We start from the raw sequence: 26758 nt of genomic DNA, 5'->3' as shown, positions 1-26758 counted from the left end.
AGTTTAGCAAGGTCACTGCTTGCGCTCAATGACTGCCCCATTTACGCATTTTGATGACATTCCTAATGGATGCAATTAAAGGCGGCAAATAGAAAGGGAAGCGATAAGGCGGCCAGCGAAGATCAGACAATCCTCATTGGCCGCCGCGCAAAGCGCGACTTCATGTCCAGTGTTTTTTTAATTTTAAAGAGCGGGATGCTTAACTTATGGGCGCCTCTAAAAATTCAAGTTTCTAAGCAAGACAAGGCACGAGTAAAAAATTTGAGCGCGGCATATAGTTGATATGTAAGCGATAATTTTTTCGAGTAACGCCGTATTGTGACGAAGCGGGGTAAGCAAGCAAGCCGCAACGGCTGCTCGCAAAATTGGATTTTTAGAGGTGCCCTTATGTGGATTGGTATCTCAGGGGGTTAGTTGGTGTTAAATTTTTTGAAGCGCCCTTCACAAGTCTGTGCGGTTTGAAATTCGATAGTTATTTCTACCCGCATGCTTGGCCTCATATAGCGCCAGATCTGCGCTCTTCGAAAGCGACTCCGCATCACGGCCATGCTCGGAATAAATACTAACGCCTATGCTGGCGGTAATATTGACGGTGTGCCCATGAATGCTGTACGGTTGTGACAGTGTTTGGATCATTTTTTCCGCGGCAAGGGCCGCACCGTCGGCGCTGCTAATCTGCCACAGTACAATCACGAATTCGTCTCCACCCAGACGCGCCACGGTGTCCTCATTGCGCACCGCAGCCACCAAGCGTGATGCGGCCAGCTTTAACACAATATCTCCACCGTCGTGGCCAAAGGTGTCATTAATCTGTTTAAATCCATCCAAGTCTATATATAACAGCGCCATCGCACTCATGTTCCTTTGCGCGTGGGTAATGGCCTGCGAAACCCTATCCGCCAGCAGTTGCCTGTTGGCTAGCCCAGTCAGCGGATCATGCAATGCCCGGGATTCCTGTACCTTGGCATAATTACGCACTTTTTTATGTAACAGACGTACTTCCAACAAGTTATGAACTCTTGCCAGCGTCTCGGCTACATTAAAAGGTTTGCTGATGAAATCCTTCGCGCCAGCTTGCAGCGCGCGCAACTCTTGTTTCGGTTGGGCAGTAATCACAAGCACTGGAAGGTAATTATCCAATTCGATTTCTTTAAGACTTTCCATTACCTGAAATCCGTCCATTCTGGGCATTTGCAAATCAAGCAGTACCAGGTCGTAACGATTTTTGCGATATAGCTCGCACACATCAAACGGATTCGTCGTGGATGTGACAGAAACATAGCCCGCACCGCCCAACATGTGTTCGAGCAAGCGAACGTTCACGTCCTGATCGTCAACAATCAGGACGTTAGCATTCAGAATATCAGATAGGCTGACCATTGACGTTCACCTTACTTCAGTTAAATCTGCTCTACTTGGCACCTTTAAAACTGGGGACATCATGGAATTGCACATCACCTCACAATCTCCGACAGGCAAGGTCTTGCCAAACGCCAAAAAGATATTCTGCAACAACAAGATCGACGAAAAATTCAGAATTTAAAGCTTTAACGTATTTAAATTTTTTGGACGTTGGGAGTTGCTAAATATCAAATTCTGAGCACCCATCATTGTCATGCGAATCATCACTTATTTCCAAATGCTTGTCCGTGCGCTAGCGCGCATATATAAACACTTTTACTATTTTTATAGCAACTCTGAGGCTGCCGCCCCAACAATTCGCAGCAACTTTTAATATGGACTATCCCCGGTGTTAATTACCCGCGAACGTTCGAGAAAATGGATGAGTGATTACGAAGTGAGGCGGGTAGTCGCGACTATCCATCGCTTGCATTGGCCAAACCTATAGCCTTGGCGAACAAAGGTCTGTGACATATCCGAGTTTATACAGTACAAATTAATGAGGACTATGGCCCAATCTTGGTGCCAGTCACTTCAATCTCAACACGGCGATCAGGTTGCAGACATGCAATAGTTTGGGGGGTCATGTCGCCTGGGCATTGGTCTTTTATCGTAATCGGCTGCGTATCACCCTTTCCTTCGGCAAGCACTATATCGGACGAGATACCTTTTCTAACCAGGTAAGCCTTCACTGTGGCTGCTCGTTGTTCGGAAAGGATCTGGTTGTAAGTGGCACTACCAAATCGATCGGCATGTCCAATTACCTTGATTGTTTGGGGATTGGTATCTTTAAGCTTTTCGACAAAATCATCCAGCTCAGCGCGAACTGACGGCCGCAATATCGGTTCACCAAAATCGAAAAATTCGCTTGCATCCAGTGTTATTTTTTTAGTTGAAACAATTGGCAATTCGGCCACCGCAACCGGTTCCTCGATTTGAATTGGTGGAGCAATTGGAGTGGGCTTGTCAATTGGAGCGGGCGCAACGGTCTTCGCTATCGGCATTGACTTATCACATTCACCCTCTGCCACACCGAAATGAGTGTGCCAACATTCTCCAGCCCCACTCCTCACTATCTTGCCACTCGAGTCATGAATATTTACTTCGATATGCTCCATTTCATTGCGTGTTGTTTGTGCATTAACCGACGCGGTGATAATTCCCAGTATTAAAGCAATTAACACAGATAGTCCGTTTTTTTTATTTGCTAATGATTTTCTCATGAGGCTCTCTCTTTTTAATTTTAGGACTATTCCTCTGCGTTAATACTTCCATAATCCAATGCCAAATCTATGCGGGTTATCATATACATACAGCAAAATATTTCAGTATAAAAAAAGGCGCACAATCAAAAATTGCGGCGCCTTTAATCATCTGCCCTATATAGAGGTAGGATTCAGGATGCCTTTTAGGATAATCCTTGTGGAAGAAGCATCTATGAAGCCGAAAACTAACAGCAATAGAACATCATGGAAGCCTTCAACTCATAGCTATGACATCTTCTCGCTTTGTTTCATATAACTATCTATGCCAACTGTACGCAGCTAAGTTATTTAACTCATTAGTCATTTATGGAAATCATGCAAACAGCATCACTAATTAGCGCGTGACACGCGATCATTGTCTACACGCACTCGATCTCCAACTTTTATATCACTAACACTGCTTTGAGTGACTGTGTGAGTAGTACCGTTACTCAATCGAACGCGAACACGATACTCCTCTCGACTTCCGGCTTGTGTACGCTTTTCAATTTCGTGACCGGCAACTGCACCTCCGACCGCACCAGCAACTGTAGCTGCGGTCTGGCCTCTTCCGCTACCAACTTGATGTCCCAACAGACCACCTACCGCCCCACCGATTAAGGTTCCGGCAATATTTTTACCATCATCGGAAACCTTAATGGTCTCTATATCTTCAACCACGCCATAGCCAATAAAATTGGAAGATGATGAGGTAGATGACCCTGAAGATGTATTGGTCGGCGCGGCAGGTTTGCTACTGTTGGCACAGCCTCCCAATAACGTCGTAGCTGTCATAGCTCCTATTAAAATAATTTGTATCGATTTCATTTGGCACTCCTAAGTAAACCAGCATAGCCGGATTTTAAAAAAATTAAATTATAAAACTTCAGCAAAAGCCAGGCCATTTACAGAGCCACAGAAAAAAAGGAACGCATCCGACATATACACGGCAAATTCACGCAACTATTTTTTGTCACCGCTAGCTGCATCTTGAATTTTATCTCCCGCCTTTTCAATTTGCTCTCCGGTTTTCTTGGCTGCCTTATCAACTTCCTTCCCAGCACTCTCGGCCGGACCTTCATGTTTCTGACAACCAAATAGCGCTAACATTAAGGCACTTACTGCTAATGCCGCAGCAGTGCGTTTTTTCAATTTCATCATTTATTTAAACTCCCTGAATAAATTGTATATCTGATAAACGATGCATCTTCGCATACAGTTAGTAATCGATGCATCGAATTGGTAATGTATTTTCTACTTCTTGATTTCGTGACCGATAACGCCCCCGACTACGGCGCCGCCTATCGTTCCGGCTGTGCTACCTCCTGTTAGTACCGAACCGCCAACTGCGCCTACCCCAGCACCGATAGCTGTACTTTTACCCTGCGTTGACATGCCGGAGCATCCACCTAAACCAAGAAACATAGCTACAATTAATGTGTTTACTGCAACTTTATGTATCTTTTTCATGTTAGTTCCTTTTTTAGTTATATAAAATCAATCGTGGCTACCACCACCAAGCCTACCTATTTTCCGTAACGAGCTTTAGCTTCAGCCTAACATTTACTATTGGCTTCCCCAGTTAAGGTATCACATTTTCTTTAGCGACTGCGTATCGGCATCGCACTTTTCAGCCGCAACATCTGCATGCGTTACTGGGCCTTGTCGCCAGTAGTTGGAGTTGCTTCCGAAGCCTCCATCTGCGCCTTGGCATCAGCTTTTGCAGCAGTCAATGCAGCTTTAGCTTCCTTTTGGCAAACATCTTTTGGGTTGCCAGTTAGATCATCGCATTTTTCCTTGGCTATTTTATAATCTGCTTTTGCCTTGGCGACCTGAGCCTTGTAACGAGATTTCTTTGATGGTTTATATTTGGCGTCTAGTTCAGCCTCTGCAACTTCCTCCTTACCCTTGGCTTCAGCTTTGCATATATCTTTAGCATTATCGACTAGCGATTTGCATTTAGCCTTGTCTGATTTATATTCCAGTTCAATACGTCCCTTTTCAGATTTATATGCCTCTTTTGTCATAGACTCATCTGCCATCGCGCTGAAGGTGATGGCGAGGCCAATTGTTATCATGCTGATATTAAATTTGTTCATGGGATTTCCTTTAGGTTATTGAATGAAAGTTGAAATACATTTCCCTTCGAGGCGTAGTTCAAATCACAAACGATTTATTTATTTCTGACTTTTTTCCCATTCAGAAATTTCCTCGTCCGCTTTTTCTTTAGTGACTCCATAAGCTTCCTGAATTTTGCCTGATAGCTGATCACGTTTGCCCGCTATTACGTCAAGATGATCATCTGTAAGTTTTCCCCATTGCTCCTTAACTTTGCCTTTTAATTGTTTCCAGTTACCTTCAACTTTATCCCAGTTCATCTTTTACTCCTTTTTAATATTGATTAATAATTAAATTTTATTTTACGCGCAACTCGTTAATAACATTATGCACACCCTCAGTTCTGCGTGCGACATCGATTGCACGATCAATTTGAGCCTGACTGTTAACTAAACCACTAAGCTGAACTTCGCCATTATGGGTTACCACTGCAATGTCGAAGCTCTTAATATCGGGATCAGCAAGTAACGATGACTTAACTTTGGAGGTTACTATACTGTCATCAACTTTGACGCCCATGGTCGTGACGCTATCCTTTTTTAAGCTCACCTTATTGTCAACATTTTTAACACCTTCTACTGAACGCGTAATCATGATTGCATGATCAATTTGAGCTTGATTATCCACAAAGCCACTTAACTGAACATCTCCCTTATGCGTCTCTACTTTAAAATCAAAACCCTTAATATCCTGATCAGCCAACAACTTGGATTTCACTTTGGCGGTAATAGTACTGTCATCAATCTCTGTTCCCACCGTAGTGCCTGTGGCTGGCTTACTCGTATCTTCATGTTTGCTGCAACCGGCGAAGGACAGAACGCCGGCAACTGACACAATCAGAACAAGTAACCTATAGTAAACATTCATGATTCTTCTCCAATATAATTTAGCTAGAAACAGAATATAAATCTATAGCTATCCTATAAATCCATATCATCAAATATTCATCAACTTATATTACAATTTTTTCATACTTCCAAAATCTGTTCAGTGCGCTAGCGAACATATTTGGCGACACTCAGACGATTCTTTAGTTATCTACGTGTAGCTTCGTAAAGTGGCATGACGGTTGGCAACAGCGTTTCAATCTGTCGAATGCGAGTTGAGTCAGCTGGATGGCTACTCAGAAACTCAGGTGAGCGCTGGCCGCCTTTGTCCTTCATCATTTTCTGCCACAATGTAACTCCTGCGCGTGGGTCGTAGCCTGCTCGTGCACTTAGTTCCAAACCAATGCGATCAGCCTCAGTCTCGTCAGTACGGCTAAATCTGGTTGCGACTAATGCCTGATAACCCGCGCCAATCAGATCAGCAGAACCTCCAGGTAAACCTAACAATGCGGCGCCAATATTAATTGTGGTATTGGCAGCAATTGCCTGAGACACCTGTTCACGAGAATGCTCGCGCAAGGCATGAGCAACCTCATGCCCCAATACAATTGCAATTTCATCGTCGGTTAGCTTTAACTCATTAATCAGCCCGGAATAAAAAATAATTTTACCGCCAGGCATACAAAATGCATTAAGCTGTTTGTCGCTAATTATATTGGCTTCCCACTTCCAACTTGGCGCATCAGGACGGAATGTTGCAGTATGTGGCTTGATGCGGTTGGTAATCGTAAGCAACCGTTCCAACATTGCGCGATCTTGATTCAGCGTCCCTTTTTGTTCTGCTTCTGCCTTCAGCTTGGTATAGCTTTGATCGGCAATTTGCTCCAACTGCTGTGAAGAAACAAGCATTAACTGAGATCGCTGTGCGCCGACCACACCGCCAGAAGTAGTAGTTTGGCATCCGCCAACTGCAGCTAATGACAAACTGACAAATATTGCCGAATAAATCTTATTATTAAACATGCTTTCCTTTACGATTCTTGCTTGCCTATCACAATATTCTGCATCGCGAATAGCTGCTGTACCGTTCGATACAAAAACCCGGAAAAATTAACGACGATTCAGAAGCAGCCCAATCACTGCTCCGATTCCAACAGCTACACCTATGGCACGCCAAGGATTTTCATGAACATAATTGTCAGTTGCCCGAACTGCCGTCTTGGTAGTTTCAATTGCAGTTTCTTCGATGTGGCGCAGCCTATCTTTGGCTGCCTTCAAATTTGATTCCATCTTTGCGCGTAAAGCATTAGCTTTATCACCACCTTCATCGACCACAGACTTCAACAATTGCTCACCTTCGTTTACAACGGCATTAAAATCTTTGAGTAAATCATGTTTTAAATTCTGGCTAATATATTGAGTCATGTCATACTCCATTTCATGTTAAAAATTAGATACCTAAATAGTATGTAGTTGAAAAATTTCCAAGTGTTCAGAAACCAGCTGCAATATATTATTAATAATAAGCACAGTCGGTTCGGTAGCGAACATAATTGTAAATTAATCCATATTGACCAATAAACGCATAATGATAAAGCGATTTTTAGGGCGCAGCCTCTATCGCCTGCAAGATCTGATCAAGATTGACGATGCTCTTATAGGTGGCCGACGTAGTGGAAAGCGAGCCCCACATAGCTAGCTTACTGTCGCATACAGAGCAGCAACTGTGGGACTGAGAAGAAACAAGACTACTTAGAAGGATTAACTACGCTGCTTGTACTGAAATTTTATCTCGCTGGGCAATAATACGGTTACGTTCATCCACATACACTAGTTGAGGATGGAATTTCTGCAACTCCAGCTCGGTATACATTGCGTAAGTGGCGATGATTAGGATATCGCCTGGATTGGCCTTATGCGCCGCTGCGCCATTCACCGAGATGACGCCGGAACCTCGTTGTGCGCGAATCAGGCGCCATGGCTCTGAACCTTTTGGTTTGCTCCAACAATCGATCGCCGTCCATCCCTCATGGCACAACAAGACAGCGCGGCTTTCTGGCTCGCTTAGAGGCGTGGACATCAACGGAGCTGGCGGCGCACTCGTCCTTCGTGCAGATGACGGAAGTGGCCAAATCCTGGCCTGGAATTTCATGCAAAATGACCGCGTGAAAGGCACGCAAGACTGGAAGCGTTACTCCATCGAACTCAAAATCCCGCCTTCTGCCTATTCTCTAATAGCTGGCGTGATGCTGGAAGATGGTGGAACGCTGTGGGCGGATAACTTGGCGATTGAATTGATCGATTAATTTGCGCTGGGCGTCGCGTGCCGATGTCAGGCCGCTTTATTTCATCAAGTCAGACCCTATTGATTGCTAGGCCGCAGTCGCATCGAGCAGCGGGCCATACGTTTTGTCCCATAGGTTAAAGTGCGGCTCACCAGCAGTAAGCAGGTATTGGGCAAGCTCCTGTATTTCTTTCGGACCGTCCTTCTTCCCAATGGTCGGAAGAATCTTGCAGTAGGCTAGTGCAGCGCGGACGAGCAGTTGCGCATTTGGGTAGGTGTACATTGCAAAGCGCCTTTCGACCATTACACCAAGCATGGGATGGACCGCCGGTGTGCCGAAGGACGATGAAGGGTGCACTGCTTCATCGCGAAATCGGTAGACCTCGGACAAGACGCTAGCCAGGTCAGCCATCTTCCTTGGCTTGAGCCCAAACGACCTCTTCAGTTGTTCAGTAACCAGGGCCGATCGTTTAGCTCCAGAGCGATCCGAAGCTCGTGGCGCTAGCCTGCCCGGAGGCATGCAGTCCCTTGACGCCGCGTACAGGGCTTCAAAGAATGTCGCGCCTGCCACAATTGCCTGCATTGCTGCTTTGAATGTTGACTGAAGCAGGTCTCCCGTGCCCTTGCCGTCAGCATGCGCGGCGGCCATTGACTCATGCGCGGTCTTTGCTTGCGCCAGATGGTCAGTTGCGATTTCAAGCCAGTGGACCGATGTGTCGAGGCGCAAGAGTAGTCCCTTCAACTCCATCTTTGCTTCACCGTCGTCGTCGAGGGTGAGAGTGAGTCCACCTACAGGGATTCGAAGTGCTACCCCACGAGTGATGTGGAACCCGGCTGTTTTAGGTGGTGGGGGTGCGGAAGCATTGGTCATCTGCGGCCTAACGACGTTGAGAAAAATCTATAATACTCTATTTATTCCAATATAATCATATGATTGGATACGCTGACCGTACTGAAATTTTATCTCGCTGGGCAATTATACGGTTGTGCCCAACCGCGCTATTTCTTGCCTTCATCAGCAACGCACTTGTAATAGCAGCGATCAAAGTCAAATGCTGCGCCCTTCTTCGAGGCCATTCCTTGCGCAAGCTTGCATATGTCCTTGCACGACTGCAGCCACCAGGCGTGTTTGTCCTTCTCTGACTGTGCACGAGCCGCATTGTCCTGACTCCCAGATGCCTTTCCGTCGCCGATCTTGAAAGTTGTACTGTATTCGGCGACACGCCCACCAAAACTGGACTTCTTCGTTAGCGGACCTTCGAGTTTGTCTCCGTCGTTTCCAATAGTCGGCCACGTTGCTGGCGGCTGCATTGAGGCAATTGGCATGCTCACAGAGATGGAATAGATTCCCGGATTCAAGGGCACACCTTTCTGTGAAAAAGGTCCCGCACGAAACTTGCCCTGAGTCACTTTGGCCTTGTCTTGGGCCATGAAGGCACTCTCCTTGCGCCGAAGCGTGACCATCAATTCAATTCCGTCTGGCAGATTGGTCGTTCCGACAACGGCGGGCTTGTCTGCACCTTCCGTTGCTGCGGTGATTTTTACCTTGAGCGCAGACGCGTTCAGGGTGGTGAAGAGAAGCATGACGGCGAGGAGGATTGGTTTCATTGGGTCGGAAAATCTATAGGCTCAGACTCGATTTATTCCAAGGCCAACCAGAGAATTGGCTACGCTGCCTGAACTGAAATTTCATCGCGCTGGGCAATAATACGGTTGCGCCCATCCACGTACACCAGTTGGGGATGAAATTTCTGCAACTCCAGTTCGGTATACATTGCGTAAGTGGCGATGATTAGAATGTCGCCTGGATTGGCCTTATGCGCCGCTGCGCCATTCACCGAAATGACGCCGGAACCGCGTTGTGCGCGGATGGCATAAGTGGTGAAACGTTCACCATTGGTGACGTTATAAATATCGATCTGCTGGTATTCACGGATATCAGCGGCATCCAATAAATCCTCATCGATCGCACACGAGCCTTCATAATGCAATTCCGAATGCGTCACATGCACTCGATGCAATTTGGCTTTGAGCATAGTTCTTTGCATTGCGTTACCCCCTACGGGAGAACAAGGGCAGGCATTATATAAGGCCGCCTCTGTAAATCCAAATTTCGTCCCAATACTGTTTCACCCATGAAGTTCTATTATTTATGTATTCGACCATTCGGTATATTCAAATTTCTTGCGGACCTTCGTTTGTGGCTTGTCTGATTAAATCTCTGCACGCCTTATCTTACTTTAAAATTTTGAATTGATAATAATGGCAACCCAATCACCACTCTCTTAAGACCTCCAGATTGTCTATAAGTCGGGTTTGCCCTAGCCTAGCCGCAGCCAATATGACCAGATTACACTCGCTCTCTGTTGGCTCAGCCAAGTTGGACTGAGCGCGTATCGTCACGTAATCGACCTGCCAGCCACGCGCGGTAAGCACTTCGATAGCTTGTCGTTCCAGTTTAAAGAAATCCGTCGCACCATCCATAATGGCCAGACGAATTCCAACAAGGTTTTGATATAGAAAAACCGCTTCAGTTCGCTCCGCAACGTTCAAATATTGATTGCGCGAACTCAGCGCCAGGCCATCCGATGCACGCACAGTTTCGCCGCCGATAATCTCTACTGGCAGATTCAATTGTGCCGTCATTTGGCGTATTAAATACAACTGTTGATAATCCTTCTTGCCGAATACCGCGATGCGCGGCTGTACAATATTGAACAGTTTCAGCACCACCGTCGCCGCACCGCGAAAATGACCGGGACGGAAAGCACCGCATAACTCATTGGCGATGGGCGGTAAATCCACTGTCACTTGCTGCGGCTGCGGATATAAATCACGCTCGCTCGGCGCAAATACCATATCCACCCCGCACTGTTCCAGCATTTTGCAATCCTGCTCGAGTGTTCGCGGGTATTTGGAATAATCCTCGTTCATGCCAAACTGTAGCGGATTGACAAATATGCTTACCACCACAAACTGACCATGCTGGCGCGCAATCCGCACCAGATCAAGGTGCCCCTGGTGCAGATTGCCCATGGTCGGCACCAAGGCGATGCCAGTTACACCTTGCAAACGTGCGCGCAGTTCGACAATGGTGTGAATCACTAGCATCAATGCCCCTTAAAAAAATTTCAGAAGCTGTGTTCCGCACTGGGAAAGGCGCCGGATTTCACCTCAATCACAAAACGCTTCACCCCGTCGGCAATGCCTTGTGCACCCTGCATATAATTCTTCACAAAGCGTGCTTTTTTGCCTGGGTAAATATCCAGCATGTCGTGCAACACCAGCACTTGGCCGGAGCAAGCCGCGCCCGCTCCTATGCCTATGGTAGGAATAGAAAGATTGGCGGTAATTTCTGCGGCCAGCAGCGCTGGCATGGCTTCCAACACCACCAGTCCAGCCCCAGCCTGCTCGACTATTACTGCATCTTGCAGCAGACGCTGCGCGTCGGCTTCATTCTTGCCCTGCACACGGTAACCGCCTATCTGGTGCACTGACTGCGGAGTAAGCCCGATATGGGCACATACTGGAATGCCACGCCCGGAGAGAAAGGAAATAGTCTCGGCCATCGCCGCACCGCCTTCAAGTTTGATCATTTGTGCGCCCGCTGCCATAAGGCGCGCGGCATTTTCAAATGTTTTTTCCGGGCTGACCTGAAAGGTGCCGAACGGCATATCGGTGATTATGAATGCCTGCTTCGACCCACGCGCTACGCAAGCTGTGTGGTAAACCATCTCGTCCAAGGTCACCGGCAGAGTGGTCTCATGCCCTTGCAATACCATGCCGAGCGAATCGCCCACCAGCAGCACGTCTACGCCGCCTGCTTCGAGCAACGCCGCAAAGCTGGCGTCGTAACAGGTCAACACAGCGATTTTTTCGCCTTTGTCACGTAAAGCCTGCAATGACGTTAATGTCGTTCGCATCATGCTCCTCTACTAAAGAATTCACGCTTCCCGCGCATCCCCTCGATACGCTGTAACAGCAAAGCGAAATGCTCGTCGCTATCCACAAAATTCAAATTCTCACTGTTCACGATAAACACTGGCGCCGTGTCGTAATGATAGAAGAAATCGCTATAAGCCTGCGCCAGACGCATCAGGTAGGAATCAGCAATCTGCCGCTCGTAAGGCGTGGCACGTCTGTGCACGCGCTCGACCAAAGCTTCCGGCGAGGCTTGCAGGTAAATGACCAAATCCGGTGCAGGCACTTGCGGTGCCAGGTTGTGGTAGATGTTCTGGTAAAGTGCAAATTCATCATCGCTAAGATTCAAGCGGGCAAACAGCACATCCTTGTCGAATAAATAATCCGCCACGGTACTGGTGCGGAATAAATCCATCTGCGCTAAATCACGTACCTCATCAATACGCTGAAACAAGAAGAACAATTGAGTGGACAACGCATGGCGCGCGGGATTTTCATAAAATCGCGCCAAAAAAGGATTTTCCTCGGGCTTTTCCAGCAGCGCAGTCGCTTCATAATGTTTAGCAAGACGGCGCGCCAGGCTGGTCTTGCCCACCCCGATCGGTCCCTCGACCACTACGTAACGGTACTTATCAAACAACATCTACAATCCGCTCCAATTGCTGTTGCTGACAACCTAGCAATGCTTCTGCCACCGCACCCACACCGGGAATAACACAATCCGGTGCAATTTCCAGTAAGGGACGCAACACGAATGCACGCAGGTGCATCTGCGGATGAGGAATGGTCAGGCAATGCTCATGGTGACGCAAATCATCATACAACAGCACATCCAAATCCAGCGTTCGCGGTGCGTTACGAAACTCTCGCGTGCGACCACATTCGCGTTCAAGTCCAAGAAGCGCATCCAGCAGGGCGCGAGGACCCAATGTCGTTTCCAATTGCGCTACCGCATTAATGAAATCCGGCTGTTCGAGATAGCCGACTGGCGCACTGCGGTAGAACGAAGAGCTCGCCAATACTCGGGTATGTGGCAAGCTGGCTAACGCCCGCAAAGCATGTAATACCTGTTCGCACGGATCGTCCAGGTTACTGCCCAAGCCAATGAAAGCCGTATGCTTGGAATTCATTCTTAAATATGCCTTATGCGATTTCAGCAGGATGTGTGCGGCGAAGCGATACCCATCGCATTTTAACGAAAGTCGGCAGGCAAAATAAAGTGCATCGCTTACTCTCCCATCCGCAAATGCAGGCTTCCTTGATATTCATCATTTAATAGGCACTTCCACTGGTACTGTCGTGCCCGATTTCTTGCGACGACGGCGTTTCTTGACCCCTTCGCCAGGCAATAGCATTTCGGCGCGGCGCTCGTCCGTGGCATCCTGAAACTCGTCCCACCACAAACCCAGTTGCGAATCCACCTCGCCACTTTCACAACGCAGCAGCAAAAAATCATAAGCGGCGCGAAAGTGCGGCTGAGACAGCAAGCGAAACGGCCGCTGCCCACCGCGCTGTTCAAAACGAGGTTGTAACAACCACAAATCCTTCATGACCGCATCATAACGGCGCGGGATGGCGAGCTGCGCCTGCTGCCTGCTGAGTACCTCATCCATCGCTGCATGTAGCGCTGCGATCGGACGCTCGCCTGCGTCTTGATGCACTTTCCAGGCAGACAGTACATGGTGCCACAGTAGCGCGGCAAACAGGAAAGCGGGCGATGCAGATTTCCCATCATGAATACGCTGATCGGTATTCTGCAAAGCCAGCATGACGAATTTTTCACCCAAAGGCTGTTTCAGTATCACATCCAGCATCGGCAACAGTCCATGGTGTAAATCCATAGATCGTAGTTTTTTGACGCACTCCAACGCATGCCCCGATAACAGCAGCTTAAGCATCTCATCCAGCAAGCGTGCCTGCGGTACGTTACCCAGCAAGTCTTTCATTTTTGCGATGGGTGCGGCGGTAGCAGCCTCCAGCTTCATGCCCAGTTTGGCCGACAAGCGCACCGCGCGTAACATACGCACTGGATCTTCGCGGTAACGCACGGCTGGATCACCGATCATGCGCAGGGTATTGGCGCAGATGTCGGCATAGCCATTGTGGTAGTCGTAAATTTCCTGACTGGACGGATCATAAAATAGCGCGTTGGCAGTAAAATCGCGTCGTGCCGCGTCCTGCTCCTGGTCGCCGAATTCATTGTCACGCAACAACCGTCCATGTTCATCAGTTTCCGCATCTTCGCTCTCTATTTTGCGGCGAAAGGTGGAAGTCTCCACAGTTTCCTCGCCAAACAATACATGCACCAAACGGAAGCGTCGCCCGATGATGCGCGAACGACGGAACACGCGGCGCACCTCTTCCGGCGTGGCGTCAGTTGCAATATCGAAATCTTTGGGATGGCGATTGAGCAATAAATCGCGTACCGCACCGCCCACAACGAAAGCCGCGTAGCCCGCCGCCTGCAAACCATCAGTCACTTTACGCGCAGCGGGGCTGATGCCATCGCGGCTAACGCCATGCACATCGAAGGGGATGATGTGACAATTTCCGTCTATCCGAGTGCGGACAGATTTTCCGAACATGCGCTTGAGCAGTTTTTTTATCATTGCTTTCTACTGTGACAGAAATGCCGCAATAAACCGCGGCAACATTAGGAGCACGGATTATACACCCGCTACAAACCAGCGTTCTCCCTCCACGGACAGCTCGCGTAACGGGCACTGATACAGCGCCTCCAGGTGTGCGCGTGTCAGCAACTCTTGCGCCGTACCATGCAACGCATGACCATCGGCAAACTGCAGCAGCACATGATCGCAGCAGCGTTGCGCCCAAAGAGTGTCATGCAGCACCATCATAAGCGCACAGCCTTGCTCCTTCAAATGACTGAACACTTGCATCGTCTGTGCCTGATGGCGCAAGTCAAGATGCTGTAATGGCTCATCCAGCAAATAGCACTGTGCCCGCTGCGCCAGCACCTGGGCAATTGCAACACGCTGCCGCTCACCGCCTGACAATGAATTGTGTGGTCGTTGTGCCAGCCCTTCCAACTCCATCTGCGCCAAAGCCTGCTGCGCCAGCGCTTCATCCTGTGCGTTATAACCGAACAATGAGGCGCGATGGGGAAAGCGGCCCAGCAATACATATTCCTGCACACTACCCCAAAATTCACCTCCTTCATTTTGCAGCAACACCCCCATATGCTGCGCGAGGCTGCGTCTAGCATGGGCGGCCAGTGCCACACCATTCAAACTCACCATGCCAGCTTGTGGCGTATGCAAACCGGCCATCGTGCGCAGCAAGGTGGTCTTACCCACCCCGTTCTGCCCTAATACACCCCAACATTCGCCTGGACGAATCACGATATCAAGCTCACGGCATATCATCTTGCCGCCTATTGCTACCGTGAGTTTATGTGCTTCCAAAACCGGATTATTAAATGCTTGCATCAGCTCCGCCGACTCAACAACCACAGCAATACCGGCACGCCCAGCAGCGCTGTTAATATACCCACAGGCAATTGCATCGGCGACCACACCATACGTGCCAAAGTATCGGCCAGCACCAAAAAGCTGCCGCCCAATAAAGTCGACGATGGAATGAGCCAGCGGTGTGCGCTGACACCTAGGAGGCGAATGGCATGCGGTATCATCAAACCGACGAAACCTATGCTACCGCCGAGTTGCAGCGCGGTCACAGTAAGCACAGCAGCGGCGAAATACAATCCCGCCTGCCAGCGACCAACCGCCACCCCCAGTGCCGCCGCCTTGTCCAGTCCGCCCGCCAGCACATCCAGCCCGCCGGACAGCACCGTGGCACACAGCCCCACTGCCAACAGCACAAACCAGGCAAATGGCAAGCCTTGCGAATGCGATAAATCCCCCATCAGCCAGAACAACATGCCTTTCACCTGCTCACCCTGCGCTAATGTCAGCAGCAGGCTGATCAGCGCGCCGCAACCAGCAGAAAGCACCACGCCGGTAAGCAACAGGCGGTAGATGTTTCGTTCGCCGTGTCGAAAACCCAAACCAAATACCGCGACTATAGCCAGCGATGCACCCGTAAACGAAGATAACTGCGTGGTAGCCAACCCCGCGCCGAGCAACATGGCGGCCAGCGCACCCACCGCCGCGCCGCCGGAAATACCGAGAATATAAGGATCTGCCAGCGGATTGCGCAACAGCGCCTGCAACAGCACACCGGACAACGCCAGCAGCCCGCCACAGACAAATGCCGCCAGTACACGCGGCAAGCGCAACTGCCACAACACCTCTGTTGCAGTGTCTTCGTTATTGCCCAACAAAGCGTACCACACCTCAATCGGCGCAAGTGGCAACGAACCGTTCATCAGGCCAAAGCCTAGACTGAGCGGGACTGAGCATATCAGCAGGAAAAAAAGGACTCGTGGGGGCATTATTTATTTGACATCAGCAATCAATTCAAATAATGCGTTTCCAGAACAGAACGCAACGTACTGGTTATAGTCTGCTTGCCCTATTGCGCCAGCCCTCAACGCAAAGTCAAAATACGCCAGCCATGCTGTTCTGCATGCTTGCGTAAAGTTGCATCCGGGTCGACAGCTATTGGGTTGTTCACTTTCGCCAGCAACGGCAGGTCGTTCAAAGAATCGCTGTAAAAAAAGCTATCGGCAAAACTATCCCACCCCCATCCTCGTTGTGCCAACCAGTTTTCCAACCGGGTAATCTTGCCTTCACGGAAGCACGGCACGCCAACCACACACCCGGTAAACTCACCGTCCTTCTCTTCCGGCTCGGTAGCAATCAAATGTTCCACGCCGAATTCGCGCGCAATCGGCGAGGTCACAAAACTATTAGTGGCAGTGATGATGATGCACACATCCCCCGCCGCACGGTGCCGCGCCACTAGCTCTTGCGCAGGCACAGTCATCATGCCGCGCACCTTGTGCTGCATGAAGTCGTCACGCCAGCCATTTAATACCTTGCGCGCATGACGCGACAAAGGTTTCAACTGGAAGTCGAGGAACTCATAAATATCCAGCGTACCAGCTTTGTATTGCTCATAAAAAGCCAAGTTCTTCGCCTCAAACAGTTCGCGATCGAGCACGCCCTGCTCGATGAGAAATTGAGCCCACTCGAAATCGCTGTCACCGTTCAGCAAGGTATTGTCTAAATCAAATAGCGCAAGGTTCACACTGACTCCAAGTTAAAAGTTTGCATCACTTCTTTCAGCAATGGTACCGACGGCGTACGCTGTAAACGCAAACACTGCGCGTCCAGTGCATCCAGCAGCCCGAGCAGCGCAGGCATATCACGCCGTCCATGACGCAGCAGATATTGCGTCACCTCAGGCGGCAGGATGAAGCCGCGCGCTTGTCCATGCTGCTCCAATGCTTGCGCCTTTTCTGCATCATTCAGCGCATGCACCTGATATACCAGCCCCCAGCCCAACCGGGTGCGCAGGTCATCGCGCACACTTAAATGGGCCGGCGCGGATACACCGCTAACCAGCAACATGCCGCCGCTTTCGCGCACCCTATTATAAAGGGCGAAGAGCGCAATCTGCGCTGCATCATCCAGCACCTCAACATCATCCACTGCAATCACTGAAACCACATCCGGCACAGCGCCATGAGCAAAGACTGCGGACTGTCCCAATGAGCGTGCCTGCACCACTGCTGCCTGCATAAGATGGCTCTTGCCACAGCCCACCTCGCCCCATAGGTAGAAACACCGTTCATTCGAGGTTCCTGCCAATGCATGTTGCAATGTCGAGAGCAACTCAACGTTACGGCCCGGTACGAAATTATTTAGCGTGGGCAACCAGTCCGGAGTGATGTTTAATAATAATTGCGTCATAAAAAATGAATCACGATACACGGATATAGATAGCTACCATGCCCTGGACATGGCCCAATCCGACCAACAGTGCTGCCCGCACGGGAAGGGTCGAGCAGTAAGCAAGCGCACCCCCTTGAAGTGCGGCGAAGCGTTGAATGGTCATTTGGGGTAAAATATCGCTAAGAAAATAGCCTTCACTGTATCCCGAAGAAAGCGAGAACTCAACTTGAGCTTACCTAATACCCTTTCCTACCGCGACGCCGGCGTAGACATAGCCGCAGGTGACCGTCTGGTGGAAAACATCAAACCATTCGCCAAACGTACTATGCGCCCGGAAGTTCTGAGTGGCATAGGCGGCTTTGGCGGATTAGTCGAAATTTCTAAAAAATACCGCGAGCCGGTGCTGGTGTCTGGCACCGATGGCGTGGGTACCAAATTGAAATTGGCATTCGAATTGAATCGTCACGATACCGTTGGCATCGACTTGGTTGGGATGAGCGTCAACGATATTCTGGTGCAGGGCGCAGAGCCGCTGTTTTTCCTCGATTATTTCGCCTGTGGCAAGCTGGATGTGGATGCCGCCACCGAAGTCATCAAGGGCATAGCGGCAGGATGCGAACTGGCCGGTTGCGCGCTCATAGGCGGCGAGACCGCCGAAATGCCGGGCATGTATCCGGTGGGCGAATATGACCTCGCCGGTTTTGCTGTGGGTGTAGTGGAAAAAGCCAACATCATCACCGGCGCTGACATTCGGCCTGGCGACATAGTGCTGGGACTCGCCTCTAACGGCGCGCACTCCAACGGTTACTCGCTAGTGCGTAAAATCATCGAGCGCAGCCAGCCCGACCTCAATGCTGAATTTGATGGTGAGCACACGCTGGCTGATTGCATTATGGCGCCCACGCGTATCTATGTGAAGCCGTTGCTGGCGCTGATGCAAACCCTCCGGATAAAAGGTATGGCACACATCACTGGCGGCGGCCTGCTTGAAAATGTGCCGCGTGTGCTGCCTTCCAACGTCACCGCCGTGATCGACGGACTATCCTGGCGCACACCCAAGCTGTTCGAGTGGCTCCGCGAACAGGGCAACGTAGATCAGCAGGAAATGTATCGCACTTTCAACTGCGGCATCGGCATGGTGGTTATCGTGGATCAGAATGATGCCGCAGACGCAATCGCCCAGCTGGTCGCCGCCGGAGAAACCGTATGGCGCATAGGCACAATTGAAGCGCGGACAGGCGATGAAACACAAACCCGAATCTGTTAACGTATCAATGAAGTCCATCGTTATTCTGATTTCCGGCCTCGGCAGTAATTTGCGCGCACTGCTGGAATCCGACCTGCCCTGCCGGATAGCGGCGGTTATCAGCAACCGAGCCGCTGCCCCAGGATTGGAAATTGCCAAACAGCATGGGATTACAACGCGGGTCGTGGCGCATCACAGCCATCCAGACCGCGAATCTTTCGACACCGAGCTAGCCAACTGCATAGACAGTTACCGGCCCGACCTTATCGTGCTTGCCGGCTTCATGCGCATTCTCACCCCTCAGTTCGTGGCACGCTATCAAAACAAACTTATTAACATCCACCCTTCCCTGTTGCCCGCATATAGTGGCCTGAATACTCATACGCGCGCGCTCCGGGACGGCGTGAAGATCCACGGCTGCACCGTGCATTTCGTCACCGGCGACGTCGATCACGGTCCCATCATCATCCAGGCCGCAGTGCCGGTGCTCATGGACGACACCCCGGCAACCTTAGCGGCACGCGTGTTATATCAAGAGCATCGCATTTTTCCGCAAGCCATCCGTTGGTTCTGCAACGGCGATATCAGCCTGAGTGCGGATGGCAAGGTGTTAATGAAACGTCTGGAACAGCCCGGTTGCGCTCTAATATCTCCGGAAATGGAATAAGTTAATGCTGAACATCATTTATCTAGCCGGCTTGCTACTTCTTGTCAGTACTGCACCGCAAGCAGTATTCGCTGCTACTCCCTCCTTGCCGGTACAGTTCACCAATGTTGGTGCCCATTACGATGTACTCAAAGGCAATATTAAAGTCGCGACCATTACAGAAAACTATACCCGCACGCAGGGCGGCTACCATATTGAGAGCGTAACCAAAGCAATCGGCTTGCTCGCCATGTTTAAGGCGGAAGTCATCCGCGTCACCAGCGAAGGTATCCTGACAGTGAAGGGCTTACGCCCACTCACTTTTATTCAGGAGCGCAAACTCGATACCGAGCGAAATACGCGCGCCGACTTTGACTGGAAGACTAAAAACATTACTCTGACTGACCGCGCCGGGAAACGCACGCTGCCGCTGCAAGCTGGAACTCAAGACCGGTTAAGCGCGATGTACCAGTTCATGTTCGCGCCCCTACAAAATGCCACCGAGCTCAACTTCAACATGACTAACGGCAGTAAGGTGGATGAATACAATTATCGCATTACCCCCGACCAAAGCATGACGATTCCGCTCGGCACATTCAAGGCAGTGTACGTAGCCAACCCGCCGCAAGACGGTGAGAATCGAACTGAAATCTGGCTGGCAACAGAACACGGCAATTTTCCTTACAAGATGACCATCACCGAGTCCAACGGTGACAAATTCACGCAGGTGTTGACCCAAATAAATTTTGAGTAGCAATCATTCTGGGCTATTTATGAAATGAATTCTGGCACGCCCACCAGACGCATCACCCTTGCCATCGCGCTTTCCGTGCTGCTGCATGGTGCAGCACTGTGGCTCTTTCAAGTAGAGTTGCCGAATAGCGAAGCGCTACTGCCACCGCTAAGCGCCAAACTCGAAGCGATACCTCTGCAAGCCGACGCGCCCATGCCAGAAGTTGAACTTGCACACCCTCCAGCCGAACCTGACAGTACTGTAACAACCATACCAGAACCGGCATCAATACCTGTTATGGAAGCATCATCTGCTGTAGCGGCCATTCCCGAGCCGGCATCAATACCTGCTATTGAAGCAGCATCTGCCGTAGCAGTCACTCCCAAACCAGCATCAATCCCTGCTATAGAAGCAGCATCTGCTGTAGCAGCCATTCCCGAACCGGTATCAATACCTGCTATTGAAGCAGCATCTGCAGTAGCCAGGGTGGAAGAACCAGTCGCGTCGCATCCATTGCCAAAACACGCACAGCTAAAGTTTGCCGTCTACTATGGCCAGGACAATTTCCAGATTGGCGAAATCACCCACCGGCTTGAAGTTAGTGGAGATAAATATGTCCTGGAAGCGGAAACGAAATCAACCGGGCTAGCCCGGTTGTTTAAAAGCTACCAACTCATTCAAACCAGCCGCGGCAAGGCTGGCAACTTCGGGCTGCAGCCAGAAGGCTACGAAGAAGAGCAAAATATATCCAGCGGCAAACAAAAAATGAATGTCGCCTTCAACTGGACAGAAAATAAATTGCATTTTTCTCACGGCGGTGAAACTGAGCTACCCCCCGACGCCCAAGACATTCTGAGCTTTTTATATCAACTCTCGCGACTTCCCTTGCACAATAAAGTCATATCGATAGCTATCACCACTGGCAAAAAACTTGAAAAATATGAGCTTGAGATCGGTGCAGAAGAGGACATCATTACCCCAATGGGCAAGTTGCGCGCATTACCTTTGCGCAGGCTGCATAGCCAAGGTGGAGACGGCATGGAAGTCTGGCTCGGGCTGGAATATCGCCTGCTGCCAATCAAGTTTCGCCAGATTAAACGTTCCGGCAACATGGTCTTGGAAGTTGTCATTTCTGACATCCGCGTCGCAGATGAATAAGAAATTCAGAAGTCATGAAGCCCTGTCCTGTAAACTTCGCCTCCATTCCTGTGATCGCTTCTATCACCGCATCGAATACTTTTACCCTAATTTAGAACCATGCTACTGACCGAATATCGCCTAGACCTCGTTATCCAAGCCCTGCGCAGCATCCTGCCGCTGGAACATCCCGCCGACGCTATGCTGCGCCACTTTTTCCAGCGCGAGCGCATTGGCTCCAACGAACGTGCGCTGGTGGCAGAAACTGTGTTCGGTGTGTTGCGACATCGCCTGTTTCTGGAGCACGCCTGCGCCAATCAGGCCACGCCGCGCCGCATGGCGCTGGCTTATTGGATCAAATTCAGCGGCTATAACCTGCGTGAACTCACCCCGCTTCTGAAACGCGATGAGGCCGATTGGCTGGGGCAAGTGAAAGCCATCAATCTTGCCGAATTATCTTTGTCGGTACAGGCCGAACTGCCAGAATGGCTGGTCGAACAGTTGCAAATCACAATGACGGATGAAACCATCCTCATGCTGGGTCGCTCCATGCAACAACCCGCCGCACTGGATTTGCGCGTTAACACCCTGCTCGCCACGCGTGACGAGGTGCTGCAAGCCTTGCGGGCAGAAGGCATGGACGCGCAAGCCACGCCTTACTCCCCCATCGGCATCCGCCTCAAGGACAAGCCATCCCTCACCAAGCATCCGCTGTTCCTCGCCGGAAAAATAGAAGTACAAGACGAAGGCAGCCAGCTGCTTGGATTTCTTCTTGCCCCCAAGCGCAATGACATGGTTGTGGATTTTTGCGCCGGCGCAGGAGGCAAAGCACTCATGCTGGGTGCCATGATGCAGTCTCAGGGCAGGCTGTATGCCCTGGACGTATCTGAAAAACGACTGGCCAACCTCAAGCCACGTCTGAAGCGTTCGGGGCTTAGCAACCTGCATCCGCAACTCATAGCGCATGAAAACGACAGCAAAATAAAACGTCTGGCTGGCAAGATCGACCGCGTTCTTGTTGACGCTCCGTGCAGCGGATTGGGCACACTACGCCGCAATCCGGACATCAAATTCCGCCAATCGTCTCAAAGCGTGACCGAATTCACCCAGTTGCAAGCCTCTATCTTGGCCTCAGCCAGCAAGTTGCTCAAACCCGGCGGCCGCCTGGTGTATACCACCTGTAGTTTTTTGCCACAGGAAAACCGCGCCATAGTCGATGCATTTCTTGCCGACCATCCAGAATTCACATTACGTCCTGCAGGAGAAATTCTCGCACAGCAAAAAATCCCGCTGGAAGCGGAAGAATGCCTGCAACTGCTGCCGCAACTGCACAGCACCGATGCCTTCTTCGCAGCGGTACTGGAACGGGTAAAAGCGGTTGCCCCGAACAACGTCGATTCTGCCTAAGTTCGAAAGAAGAATAACCGGGGATTTATTCGACCAATTTTGCTGCATTTTCTCGACTGAGCGCCATGCTGGATTTCACCGAATACACCAAGATTTTTATCAGTCTGTTCGCCATCCTTGATCCGATCGGGATCATTCCTGTCATCATTCTGTTCACCTCCGGCATGACGGCGCCAAAACGAGCCAAGGTTGGCCGCGTCGCATCGCTGGCGGTATGCGCCATTTTGCTGGTTGCGTTATTGATAGGCCAACCACTACTGGCTTTTTTCGGTATCAGTATCAGCTCATTTCGCGTGGCGGGCGGCATTCTGCTGATGTTAATGGCCTTCAAAATGTTGAACGGCAACCTCTACACATCCATCGAAGCCGACAATGACGGTGCTGGGGGCGAAACAAGCTCAATACATGCCATCGTGCCGTTATCCATCCCACTGCTGGCTGGTCCCGGCTCCATCAGCGCGGTGATACTGGAAGCACACAAGGCGCACGGCATTGAGCATTATTTAATCATGAGCTTGGAAATTATGTTACTCAGCGTAACGGTCTGGTTAACCTTCCTGATTGCACCGTGGGTGGCGCAACGTTTAGGCAAGATAGGCATTGACGTATTCACTCGGCTAATGGGCTTGGTACTCGCGGCCATTTCTGTAGAGTTCATTGCGGGTGGAATACGCGGCTTATTTCCTACCCTTGGCTAATCCGGGCGGGCGAGTGGAACGAGGAACACTGCTGTTGAAGTTCCAACTGATATATTTAAGGGCGCCTCTAAAAATTCAAGTTTCTAAGCAAGACAAGGCACGAGTAAAAAATTTGAGCGCGGCATATAGTTGATATGTGAGCGATAATTTTTTTCCAGTAACGCCGTATTGTGACGAAAATTGGATTTTTAGAGGTGCCCTTAAAGCTTACGTTTATATCAGCAACTCAATCGTCAAAACGTATCGCCCGATAAGCAACGTCCACCACCACCAGCTCTTCTATTCCGTCTGGGATGTGCAACATAACTACATCATCGGCGCGCGCCTTTAGCAGCGCTCGAGCGAGCGGTGATACCCAGCTAATCAATCCGCGCCCGGCATCGGCTTCATCCACGCCGACTATGCTGTAGGTATGTTCTGCGCCGTCCTGCCTGCACACTGTGACTGTCGCACCAAAAAATACTTGATCACACGATTCTCGCTGCACCGGATCCACCACTGCGGCGTTTTCCAAGCGCTTGGAAAGAAAGCGGATGCGCCGATCGATTTCACGCAGGCGCTTCTTGCCGTAAATGTAATCACCATTTTCCGAGCGGTCGCCGTTGGACGCGGCCCAAGTAATGGTTTGTACCAACACCGGGCGTTCCACTTTCCATAGCTGATCAAGTTCGTCTTTGAGACGCTGGTAACCAAAGGGGGTTATGTAGTTTTTGACACCTGGCGGAAGAGGTGAAACTATCTGACCCTCTTCCTCGTCAAGACTTTCGTCCGTTTCCTTGGTAAAAGCTTTGCTCATGATCGCTCGCCCTTTTGGATAGTCTCCATAATTTTATAGACAACTCCAACTAAATGCCGTCATCCGTCATAAAGACGGAGGCGGAGATTAGTAATCTCGAGATTTATAGAAACTCACTAAAACGGTTGTGCCTACCTAGTAGGCGTAAACAATTATCTATACACATGATTTACATTGCTTTAATACCATTAACAAAGCAATAACTATAGGCGCTTCGTAAACAACACAACCATTTCCAGAACCATTTTTGCCATTTTACAGGCGACCTAGGCGAATTAAAGAAATTTCAATCGCCATTTGCACTTTTAGTGGTGGCAACGGTCAGCGCCACTATTTCACGAATACTTAAAATACATCTTTAAGGCACCAGGCAACCGATTAGATGCGAATCGACGTCAAAATCACCATATAAGAGAGCAGACTCCCAAACGGCAAACCTCACTATTAGGCAAAGAGAAACTGACCCCCGTCCCGTGGCCATACCCCTTAACTTGCCAAAGTTAAACTGATAACTGACACTTCGATTTGATGAATTCAAACATTGGACGCAGCACCTCAAAGCAGGTGACATCCAGTGTTGGCACGACCTCCTTGGCAAATTTAACTTTATGTTTGTCACCCTTAAACTTGATCAGGCCTGTTTTAGCATCTGTCTTGAACCATTGATCCAAACCTTGTGCCCCCCAGAAAAGGTGCTCAGCGCAGAAATGTGGCTTAGGCTTTATTTTTTCGTTAGGATTGGTCTCATCCCAAACCTGCGCCTTTAGCTGGTTGTTGGGAATAGGCAGCATGAAAGAATGAACATTCTTATCTGGCAGTTTTCTGCACAAGCCACGCGTGATATCCGTTACTTGATGCTCCCCGCCCAATTGTCTCCAGTCGTCATAGGCTTCATCAAAATCAAATAACGCGAAAAATTGTTTATCTGGATAAGTGTTACAAAGTGCATCACGTGCAAGCAACACCTTGATAAAACCGCGATCAAAAGCATCTTGAATCAATATTGGGATGTCTGTATTCGGATAAAGCTTTGTGTACGCAGTATTCAGGATACTAACGTCGGACGTGCCCTCAACAAATAATATTGGTCTAGGCGAAGACCGGATCACATTGTCTATTAGCAGTTTGCTTTCATCTTCTGAGTACTGAATGAAGCTATCGGATAGCTCCCGTATCACTTCCTTCTTTGAACGTTTTGAACAAGAGACTACCGAGTTTTCAATTTTGAACAGGCTGATATTCTGCTCATCGAGACTACACAGCGTTGCGGCGCTATGGCTGCTCATAAGTACATGATTGTTATTCGCGGTATCGGTGATCTCAATCACCTGCCTCAAAAAATCGAACTGCCATTCTGGATGGAGAAACGCATCCGGCTCATCCAGCAAAGTGAGGCAGTTGCGGTCTTTGAACAGTTCTACGATGGAGTAGATGTAGACCGACTGAAACTGGCCGTCGCTGAAGTGAGCGATGGTGGCGTCCAGACCGCTGGTTAGCGTGAGGGGAATAGCAATGTCGGCCAGCATGCCCAGAGTTTTCAGATTGTCGAACTGGCGGAACAATACCTGAGCGCTGTAATCAGTAAATTCCTGTTGAATCTTGGCGATGCTGAAGTATAGGATGTAGCGATCATCGGAGGCCAAGTAACCCTCGGTTACAGTCATTTTTCCTGGAGTGTGGACTATGCATTTTGTTAACCGTTTGAGAAATGTCTTGGTAATACCCTCCGGCCTCCAATACTGGTCGCTCTCATCATTGTTTTTGATATCGAATCTTGCGCCGTTTGCATATACCGGGCGCTCAAGAACAAGCTTAACGACTGCCTCCGTAAGTTCTTTACCTCCCGGCTTTCTGATGCCGAGTTGGTCAATGCCAAGCTTCTTGCAGATAAACTCCCGCGCCTTGTTGTCGGCCTTTTGCATCAGCAACACCGCCAGCAGTAGTGCTTTGTATTCAGAGCCGATGCCGATGAAGCGACGACTTTCATCGAAGTCAGCTTTTCTGATGCGCTTACGGAAGGCCGATTCGTATTGCTGCACCAGCGTAGCGACAGTGTCGTTGTGGCCGGAATAGTAGATCAGGACATTGTCGGGCAGTGGAGTGTCGCCAATGGCCTTGCGTACTTTACCATTGACACTGAGATTGCCGTCTTTCCAGGCTATCTCAGTTTCCGTTCCACTGATTTCATACTTGACGGCGTACTCGAAGCCGATTTTCCCCTTGTTATCGAACTCATAGAGGTGGCGAAATATCTCGATCAAGGCCTCAAACAGATTCGACTTGCCGCTGCCGTTTTTCCCGACAAAGACATCGATGAAACTTGCTCCATCGAAATTCAATGAAAAATTCTTGAGATTTTTGTACTGACTGATGAAAACTGATTTCAGGCGCATGGCAATCCAATCACACTTGCGCCATTACGGAATTTAAGGAAACGCTGAATAATTCACCGCACAGCAGAGTCCGGTGCGTAGTTTCCGG

33 protein-coding genes are annotated in these 26758 nt (G+C 49.8%); 7 read left to right on the top strand and 26 right to left on the bottom strand.

From position 1 onward, the window contains the following. Positions 1-441: 441 nt before the first annotated feature. From MJ768_RS12345 to MJ768_RS12295, 11 genes are all read right to left on the bottom strand, one after another. Positions 442-1380: a GGDEF domain-containing response regulator gene (locus MJ768_RS12345; RefSeq protein ID WP_239292165.1), complete on the bottom strand. Its 939-nt coding sequence runs from the start codon at positions 1378-1380 to the stop codon at positions 442-444. 527 nt (positions 1381-1907) lie between these two features. Next, positions 1908-2624, bottom strand: coding sequence for an OmpA family protein (locus MJ768_RS12340; protein ID WP_239292164.1), 717 nt, complete (start codon positions 2622-2624; stop codon positions 1908-1910). Positions 2625-2996: 372 nt separating this feature from the next. Next, entirely contained in the window at positions 2997-3440 is a 444-nt protein-coding gene (locus MJ768_RS12335) for an outer membrane lipoprotein (protein WP_239292163.1), read from the bottom strand. A gap of 168 nt (positions 3441-3608) precedes the next feature. Further along, positions 3609-3806 (bottom strand): hypothetical protein, encoded by a 198-nt coding sequence (locus MJ768_RS12330; RefSeq protein WP_239292162.1) that lies wholly within the window; start codon positions 3804-3806, stop codon positions 3609-3611. Between the two features lie 93 nt (positions 3807-3899). After that, positions 3900-4115, bottom strand: a complete 216-nt coding sequence (locus MJ768_RS12325; RefSeq protein ID WP_239292161.1) for a glycine zipper 2TM domain-containing protein — start codon at positions 4113-4115, stop codon at positions 3900-3902. A gap of 182 nt (positions 4116-4297) precedes the next feature. Beyond that, a complete protein-coding gene (locus MJ768_RS12320) occupies positions 4298-4744 on the bottom strand; it encodes a hypothetical protein (protein WP_239292160.1) in 447 nt (148 codons plus the stop codon). A 78-nt stretch (positions 4745-4822) separates the two neighbouring features. Beyond that, complete coding sequence (locus tag MJ768_RS12315; RefSeq protein ID WP_239292159.1) at positions 4823-5023, bottom strand: CsbD family protein; 201 nt, start codon at positions 5021-5023, stop codon at positions 4823-4825. Between the two features lie 37 nt (positions 5024-5060). Beyond that, positions 5061-5630, bottom strand: coding sequence for a BON domain-containing protein (locus MJ768_RS12310; RefSeq protein ID WP_239292158.1), 570 nt, complete (start codon positions 5628-5630; stop codon positions 5061-5063). Between the two features lie 167 nt (positions 5631-5797). Then, the gene (locus tag MJ768_RS12305) at positions 5798-6613 is read right to left on the bottom strand and encodes a M48 family metallopeptidase (protein ID WP_239292157.1); all 816 of its coding nucleotides are present in this window, start codon (positions 6611-6613) and stop codon (positions 5798-5800) included. Positions 6614-6700: 87 nt separating this feature from the next. Next, positions 6701-7015, bottom strand: coding sequence for a DUF883 family protein (locus MJ768_RS12300; RefSeq protein ID WP_239292155.1), 315 nt, complete (start codon positions 7013-7015; stop codon positions 6701-6703). Positions 7016-7355: 340 nt separating this feature from the next. Continuing rightward, the gene (locus MJ768_RS12295) at positions 7356-7670 is read right to left on the bottom strand and encodes an aspartate 1-decarboxylase (protein WP_239292153.1); all 315 of its coding nucleotides are present in this window, start codon (positions 7668-7670) and stop codon (positions 7356-7358) included. Here MJ768_RS12295 and MJ768_RS12290 point away from each other — a divergent pair. Beyond that, the gene (locus tag MJ768_RS12290) at positions 7663-7896 is read left to right on the top strand and encodes a hypothetical protein (protein ID WP_239292152.1); all 234 of its coding nucleotides are present in this window, start codon (positions 7663-7665) and stop codon (positions 7894-7896) included. The genes MJ768_RS12295 and MJ768_RS12290 overlap by 8 nt on opposite strands. A gap of 66 nt (positions 7897-7962) precedes the next feature. Here MJ768_RS12290 and MJ768_RS12285 read toward each other — a convergent pair whose 3' ends face one another. The 13 genes from MJ768_RS12285 to MJ768_RS15195 all read right to left on the bottom strand — a co-directional run bounded on the left by MJ768_RS12285 (position 7963) and on the right by MJ768_RS15195 (position 17777). Further along, complete coding sequence (locus MJ768_RS12285) at positions 7963-8745, bottom strand: hypothetical protein (RefSeq protein ID WP_239292151.1); 783 nt, start codon at positions 8743-8745, stop codon at positions 7963-7965. A gap of 128 nt (positions 8746-8873) precedes the next feature. After that, positions 8874-9458, bottom strand: coding sequence for a hypothetical protein (locus tag MJ768_RS12280; RefSeq protein WP_239292150.1), 585 nt, complete (start codon positions 9456-9458; stop codon positions 8874-8876). A gap of 83 nt (positions 9459-9541) precedes the next feature. After that, positions 9542-9922 carry an aspartate 1-decarboxylase gene (panD, locus tag MJ768_RS12275; protein ID WP_239292149.1) on the bottom strand — a complete coding sequence of 127 codons (381 nt, stop codon included), beginning with the start codon at positions 9920-9922 and terminating at the stop codon, positions 9542-9544. 226 nt (positions 9923-10148) lie between these two features. Further along, the gene (panC, locus tag MJ768_RS12270) at positions 10149-10985 is read right to left on the bottom strand and encodes a pantoate--beta-alanine ligase (protein WP_239292148.1); all 837 of its coding nucleotides are present in this window, start codon (positions 10983-10985) and stop codon (positions 10149-10151) included. 20 nt (positions 10986-11005) lie between these two features. Beyond that, the gene (panB, locus tag MJ768_RS12265; protein WP_239292176.1) at positions 11006-11797 is read right to left on the bottom strand and encodes a 3-methyl-2-oxobutanoate hydroxymethyltransferase; all 792 of its coding nucleotides are present in this window, start codon (positions 11795-11797) and stop codon (positions 11006-11008) included. Beyond that, a complete protein-coding gene (locus MJ768_RS12260) occupies positions 11797-12438 on the bottom strand; it encodes a deoxynucleoside kinase (RefSeq protein WP_239292147.1) in 642 nt (213 codons plus the stop codon). Before MJ768_RS12260 ends, panB begins: the two co-directional genes overlap by 1 nt. Beyond that, the gene (gene folK, locus MJ768_RS12255) at positions 12428-12925 is read right to left on the bottom strand and encodes a 2-amino-4-hydroxy-6-hydroxymethyldihydropteridine diphosphokinase (protein ID WP_239292146.1); all 498 of its coding nucleotides are present in this window, start codon (positions 12923-12925) and stop codon (positions 12428-12430) included. The genes MJ768_RS12260 and folK overlap by 11 nt, the downstream gene beginning before the upstream one ends. 138 nt (positions 12926-13063) lie before the next feature. Then, positions 13064-14404, bottom strand: a complete 1341-nt coding sequence (pcnB, locus tag MJ768_RS12250) for a polynucleotide adenylyltransferase PcnB (protein ID WP_239292145.1) — start codon at positions 14402-14404, stop codon at positions 13064-13066. A 57-nt stretch (positions 14405-14461) separates the two neighbouring features. Then, positions 14462-15244, bottom strand: a complete 783-nt coding sequence (locus MJ768_RS12245) for an ABC transporter ATP-binding protein (RefSeq protein WP_239292143.1) — start codon at positions 15242-15244, stop codon at positions 14462-14464. Further along, positions 15244-16209: a FecCD family ABC transporter permease gene (locus MJ768_RS12240; RefSeq protein WP_256449864.1), complete on the bottom strand. Its 966-nt coding sequence runs from the start codon at positions 16207-16209 to the stop codon at positions 15244-15246. Before MJ768_RS12240 ends, MJ768_RS12245 begins: the two co-directional genes overlap by 1 nt. Positions 16210-16304: 95 nt before the next feature. Beyond that, positions 16305-16967: an HAD family hydrolase gene (locus MJ768_RS12235; protein ID WP_239292141.1), complete on the bottom strand. Its 663-nt coding sequence runs from the start codon at positions 16965-16967 to the stop codon at positions 16305-16307. Continuing rightward, the gene (gene hda, locus MJ768_RS12230; protein ID WP_239292140.1) at positions 16964-17632 is read right to left on the bottom strand and encodes a DnaA regulatory inactivator Hda; all 669 of its coding nucleotides are present in this window, start codon (positions 17630-17632) and stop codon (positions 16964-16966) included. The genes MJ768_RS12235 and hda overlap by 4 nt, the downstream gene beginning before the upstream one ends. Positions 17633-17642: 10 nt before the next feature. Then, the gene (locus tag MJ768_RS15195; RefSeq protein ID WP_256449863.1) at positions 17643-17777 is read right to left on the bottom strand and encodes a hypothetical protein; all 135 of its coding nucleotides are present in this window, start codon (positions 17775-17777) and stop codon (positions 17643-17645) included. Positions 17778-17840: 63 nt separating this feature from the next. On the opposite strand from MJ768_RS15195, the gene purM reads away from it, so the two are divergent. The 6 genes from purM (at position 17841) to MJ768_RS12200 (ending at position 23481) form a co-directional block, all read left to right on the top strand. Further along, positions 17841-18881, top strand: coding sequence for a phosphoribosylformylglycinamidine cyclo-ligase (gene purM / locus MJ768_RS12225; protein WP_239292139.1), 1041 nt, complete (start codon positions 17841-17843; stop codon positions 18879-18881). A gap of 7 nt (positions 18882-18888) precedes the next feature. Next, positions 18889-19527 (top strand): phosphoribosylglycinamide formyltransferase, encoded by a 639-nt coding sequence (gene purN, locus MJ768_RS12220; RefSeq protein ID WP_239292175.1) that lies wholly within the window; start codon positions 18889-18891, stop codon positions 19525-19527. Positions 19528-19531: 4 nt separating this feature from the next. Then, the gene (locus MJ768_RS12215; protein ID WP_239292138.1) at positions 19532-20260 is read left to right on the top strand and encodes a DUF3108 domain-containing protein; all 729 of its coding nucleotides are present in this window, start codon (positions 19532-19534) and stop codon (positions 20258-20260) included. A 24-nt stretch (positions 20261-20284) separates the two neighbouring features. Next, positions 20285-21397 (top strand): DUF3108 domain-containing protein, encoded by a 1113-nt coding sequence (locus MJ768_RS12210; protein WP_239292137.1) that lies wholly within the window; start codon positions 20285-20287, stop codon positions 21395-21397. Positions 21398-21496: 99 nt separating this feature from the next. Continuing rightward, on the top strand, positions 21497-22783 hold the full coding sequence (locus MJ768_RS12205; RefSeq protein ID WP_239292136.1) for an RsmB/NOP family class I SAM-dependent RNA methyltransferase: 1287 nt from the start codon (positions 21497-21499) through the stop codon (positions 22781-22783). Positions 22784-22848: 65 nt separating this feature from the next. Then, entirely contained in the window at positions 22849-23481 is a 633-nt protein-coding gene (locus MJ768_RS12200) for an NAAT family transporter (RefSeq protein WP_239292135.1), read from the top strand. Positions 23482-23707: 226 nt separating this feature from the next. On the opposite strand, the gene greB is transcribed toward MJ768_RS12200, so the two are convergent. Together greB and MJ768_RS12190 are read right to left on the bottom strand one after the other, a co-directional pair. Further along, positions 23708-24277: a transcription elongation factor GreB gene (greB, locus tag MJ768_RS12195; protein WP_239292134.1), complete on the bottom strand. Its 570-nt coding sequence runs from the start codon at positions 24275-24277 to the stop codon at positions 23708-23710. A gap of 500 nt (positions 24278-24777) precedes the next feature. Further along, positions 24778-26670 carry an AAA family ATPase gene (locus MJ768_RS12190; protein ID WP_239292133.1) on the bottom strand — a complete coding sequence of 631 codons (1893 nt, stop codon included), beginning with the start codon at positions 26668-26670 and terminating at the stop codon, positions 24778-24780. Positions 26671-26758: the final 88 nt, after the last annotated feature.

The sequence above is a fragment of the Candidatus Nitrotoga sp. 1052 genome (assembly GCF_927312905.1).
GTDB lineage: Bacteria > Pseudomonadota > Gammaproteobacteria > Burkholderiales > Gallionellaceae > Nitrotoga.
The sequence above is the reverse complement of the archived record's forward strand: the minus strand, read 5'-3'. Positions and strand labels throughout refer to the sequence as shown.

What these genes read in the sequence shown, in the direction of transcription:
- MJ768_RS12240 (WP_256449864.1), bottom strand. Translation starts at nt 16,209, where the DNA reads ATGCCCCCACGAGTCCTTTTTTTCCTGCTGATATGCTCAGTCCCGCTC.
- MJ768_RS12280 (WP_239292150.1), bottom strand. Translation starts at nt 9,458, where the DNA reads ATGCTTCTCTTCACCACCCTGAACGCGTCTGCGCTCAAGGTAAAAATC.
- MJ768_RS12245 (WP_239292143.1), bottom strand. Translation starts at nt 15,244, where the DNA reads ATGCAAGCATTTAATAATCCGGTTTTGGAAGCACATAAACTCACGGTA.
- MJ768_RS12315 (WP_239292159.1), bottom strand. Translation starts at nt 5,023, where the DNA reads ATGAACTGGGATAAAGTTGAAGGTAACTGGAAACAATTAAAAGGCAAA.
- MJ768_RS12335 (WP_239292163.1), bottom strand. Translation starts at nt 3,440, where the DNA reads ATGACAGCTACGACGTTATTGGGAGGCTGTGCCAACAGTAGCAAACCT.
- MJ768_RS12205 (WP_239292136.1), top strand. Translation starts at nt 21,497, where the DNA reads ATGCTACTGACCGAATATCGCCTAGACCTCGTTATCCAAGCCCTGCGC.
- hda (WP_239292140.1), bottom strand. Translation starts at nt 17,632, where the DNA reads ATGACGCAATTATTATTAAACATCACTCCGGACTGGTTGCCCACGCTA.
- MJ768_RS12340 (WP_239292164.1), bottom strand. Translation starts at nt 2,624, where the DNA reads ATGAGAAAATCATTAGCAAATAAAAAAAACGGACTATCTGTGTTAATT.
- panB (WP_239292176.1), bottom strand. Translation starts at nt 11,797, where the DNA reads ATGCGAACGACATTAACGTCATTGCAGGCTTTACGTGACAAAGGCGAA.
- MJ768_RS12295 (WP_239292153.1), bottom strand. Translation starts at nt 7,670, where the DNA reads ATGTCCACGCCTCTAAGCGAGCCAGAAAGCCGCGCTGTCTTGTTGTGC.
- MJ768_RS12325 (WP_239292161.1), bottom strand. Translation starts at nt 4,115, where the DNA reads ATGAAAAAGATACATAAAGTTGCAGTAAACACATTAATTGTAGCTATG.
- MJ768_RS12215 (WP_239292138.1), top strand. Translation starts at nt 19,532, where the DNA reads ATGCTGAACATCATTTATCTAGCCGGCTTGCTACTTCTTGTCAGTACT.
- MJ768_RS12210 (WP_239292137.1), top strand. Translation starts at nt 20,285, where the DNA reads ATGAATTCTGGCACGCCCACCAGACGCATCACCCTTGCCATCGCGCTT.
- panC (WP_239292148.1), bottom strand. Translation starts at nt 10,985, where the DNA reads ATGCTAGTGATTCACACCATTGTCGAACTGCGCGCACGTTTGCAAGGT.
- MJ768_RS12285 (WP_239292151.1), bottom strand. Translation starts at nt 8,745, where the DNA reads ATGACCAATGCTTCCGCACCCCCACCACCTAAAACAGCCGGGTTCCAC.
- panD (WP_239292149.1), bottom strand. Translation starts at nt 9,922, where the DNA reads ATGCAAAGAACTATGCTCAAAGCCAAATTGCATCGAGTGCATGTGACG.
- MJ768_RS12260 (WP_239292147.1), bottom strand. Translation starts at nt 12,438, where the DNA reads ATGTTGTTTGATAAGTACCGTTACGTAGTGGTCGAGGGACCGATCGGG.
- MJ768_RS15195 (WP_256449863.1), bottom strand. Translation starts at nt 17,777, where the DNA reads ATGACCATTCAACGCTTCGCCGCACTTCAAGGGGGTGCGCTTGCTTAC.
- MJ768_RS12320 (WP_239292160.1), bottom strand. Translation starts at nt 4,744, where the DNA reads ATGAACAAATTTAATATCAGCATGATAACAATTGGCCTCGCCATCACC.
- folK (WP_239292146.1), bottom strand. Translation starts at nt 12,925, where the DNA reads ATGAATTCCAAGCATACGGCTTTCATTGGCTTGGGCAGTAACCTGGAC.
- MJ768_RS12345 (WP_239292165.1), bottom strand. Translation starts at nt 1,380, where the DNA reads ATGGTCAGCCTATCTGATATTCTGAATGCTAACGTCCTGATTGTTGAC.
- MJ768_RS12300 (WP_239292155.1), bottom strand. Translation starts at nt 7,015, where the DNA reads ATGACTCAATATATTAGCCAGAATTTAAAACATGATTTACTCAAAGAT.
- greB (WP_239292134.1), bottom strand. Translation starts at nt 24,277, where the DNA reads ATGAGCAAAGCTTTTACCAAGGAAACGGACGAAAGTCTTGACGAGGAA.
- pcnB (WP_239292145.1), bottom strand. Translation starts at nt 14,404, where the DNA reads ATGATAAAAAAACTGCTCAAGCGCATGTTCGGAAAATCTGTCCGCACT.
- MJ768_RS12310 (WP_239292158.1), bottom strand. Translation starts at nt 5,630, where the DNA reads ATGAATGTTTACTATAGGTTACTTGTTCTGATTGTGTCAGTTGCCGGC.
- purN (WP_239292175.1), top strand. Translation starts at nt 18,889, where the DNA reads ATGAAGTCCATCGTTATTCTGATTTCCGGCCTCGGCAGTAATTTGCGC.
- MJ768_RS12190 (WP_239292133.1), bottom strand. Translation starts at nt 26,670, where the DNA reads ATGCGCCTGAAATCAGTTTTCATCAGTCAGTACAAAAATCTCAAGAAT.
- MJ768_RS12305 (WP_239292157.1), bottom strand. Translation starts at nt 6,613, where the DNA reads ATGTTTAATAATAAGATTTATTCGGCAATATTTGTCAGTTTGTCATTA.
- MJ768_RS12200 (WP_239292135.1), top strand. Translation starts at nt 22,849, where the DNA reads ATGCTGGATTTCACCGAATACACCAAGATTTTTATCAGTCTGTTCGCC.
- MJ768_RS12330 (WP_239292162.1), bottom strand. Translation starts at nt 3,806, where the DNA reads ATGATGAAATTGAAAAAACGCACTGCTGCGGCATTAGCAGTAAGTGCC.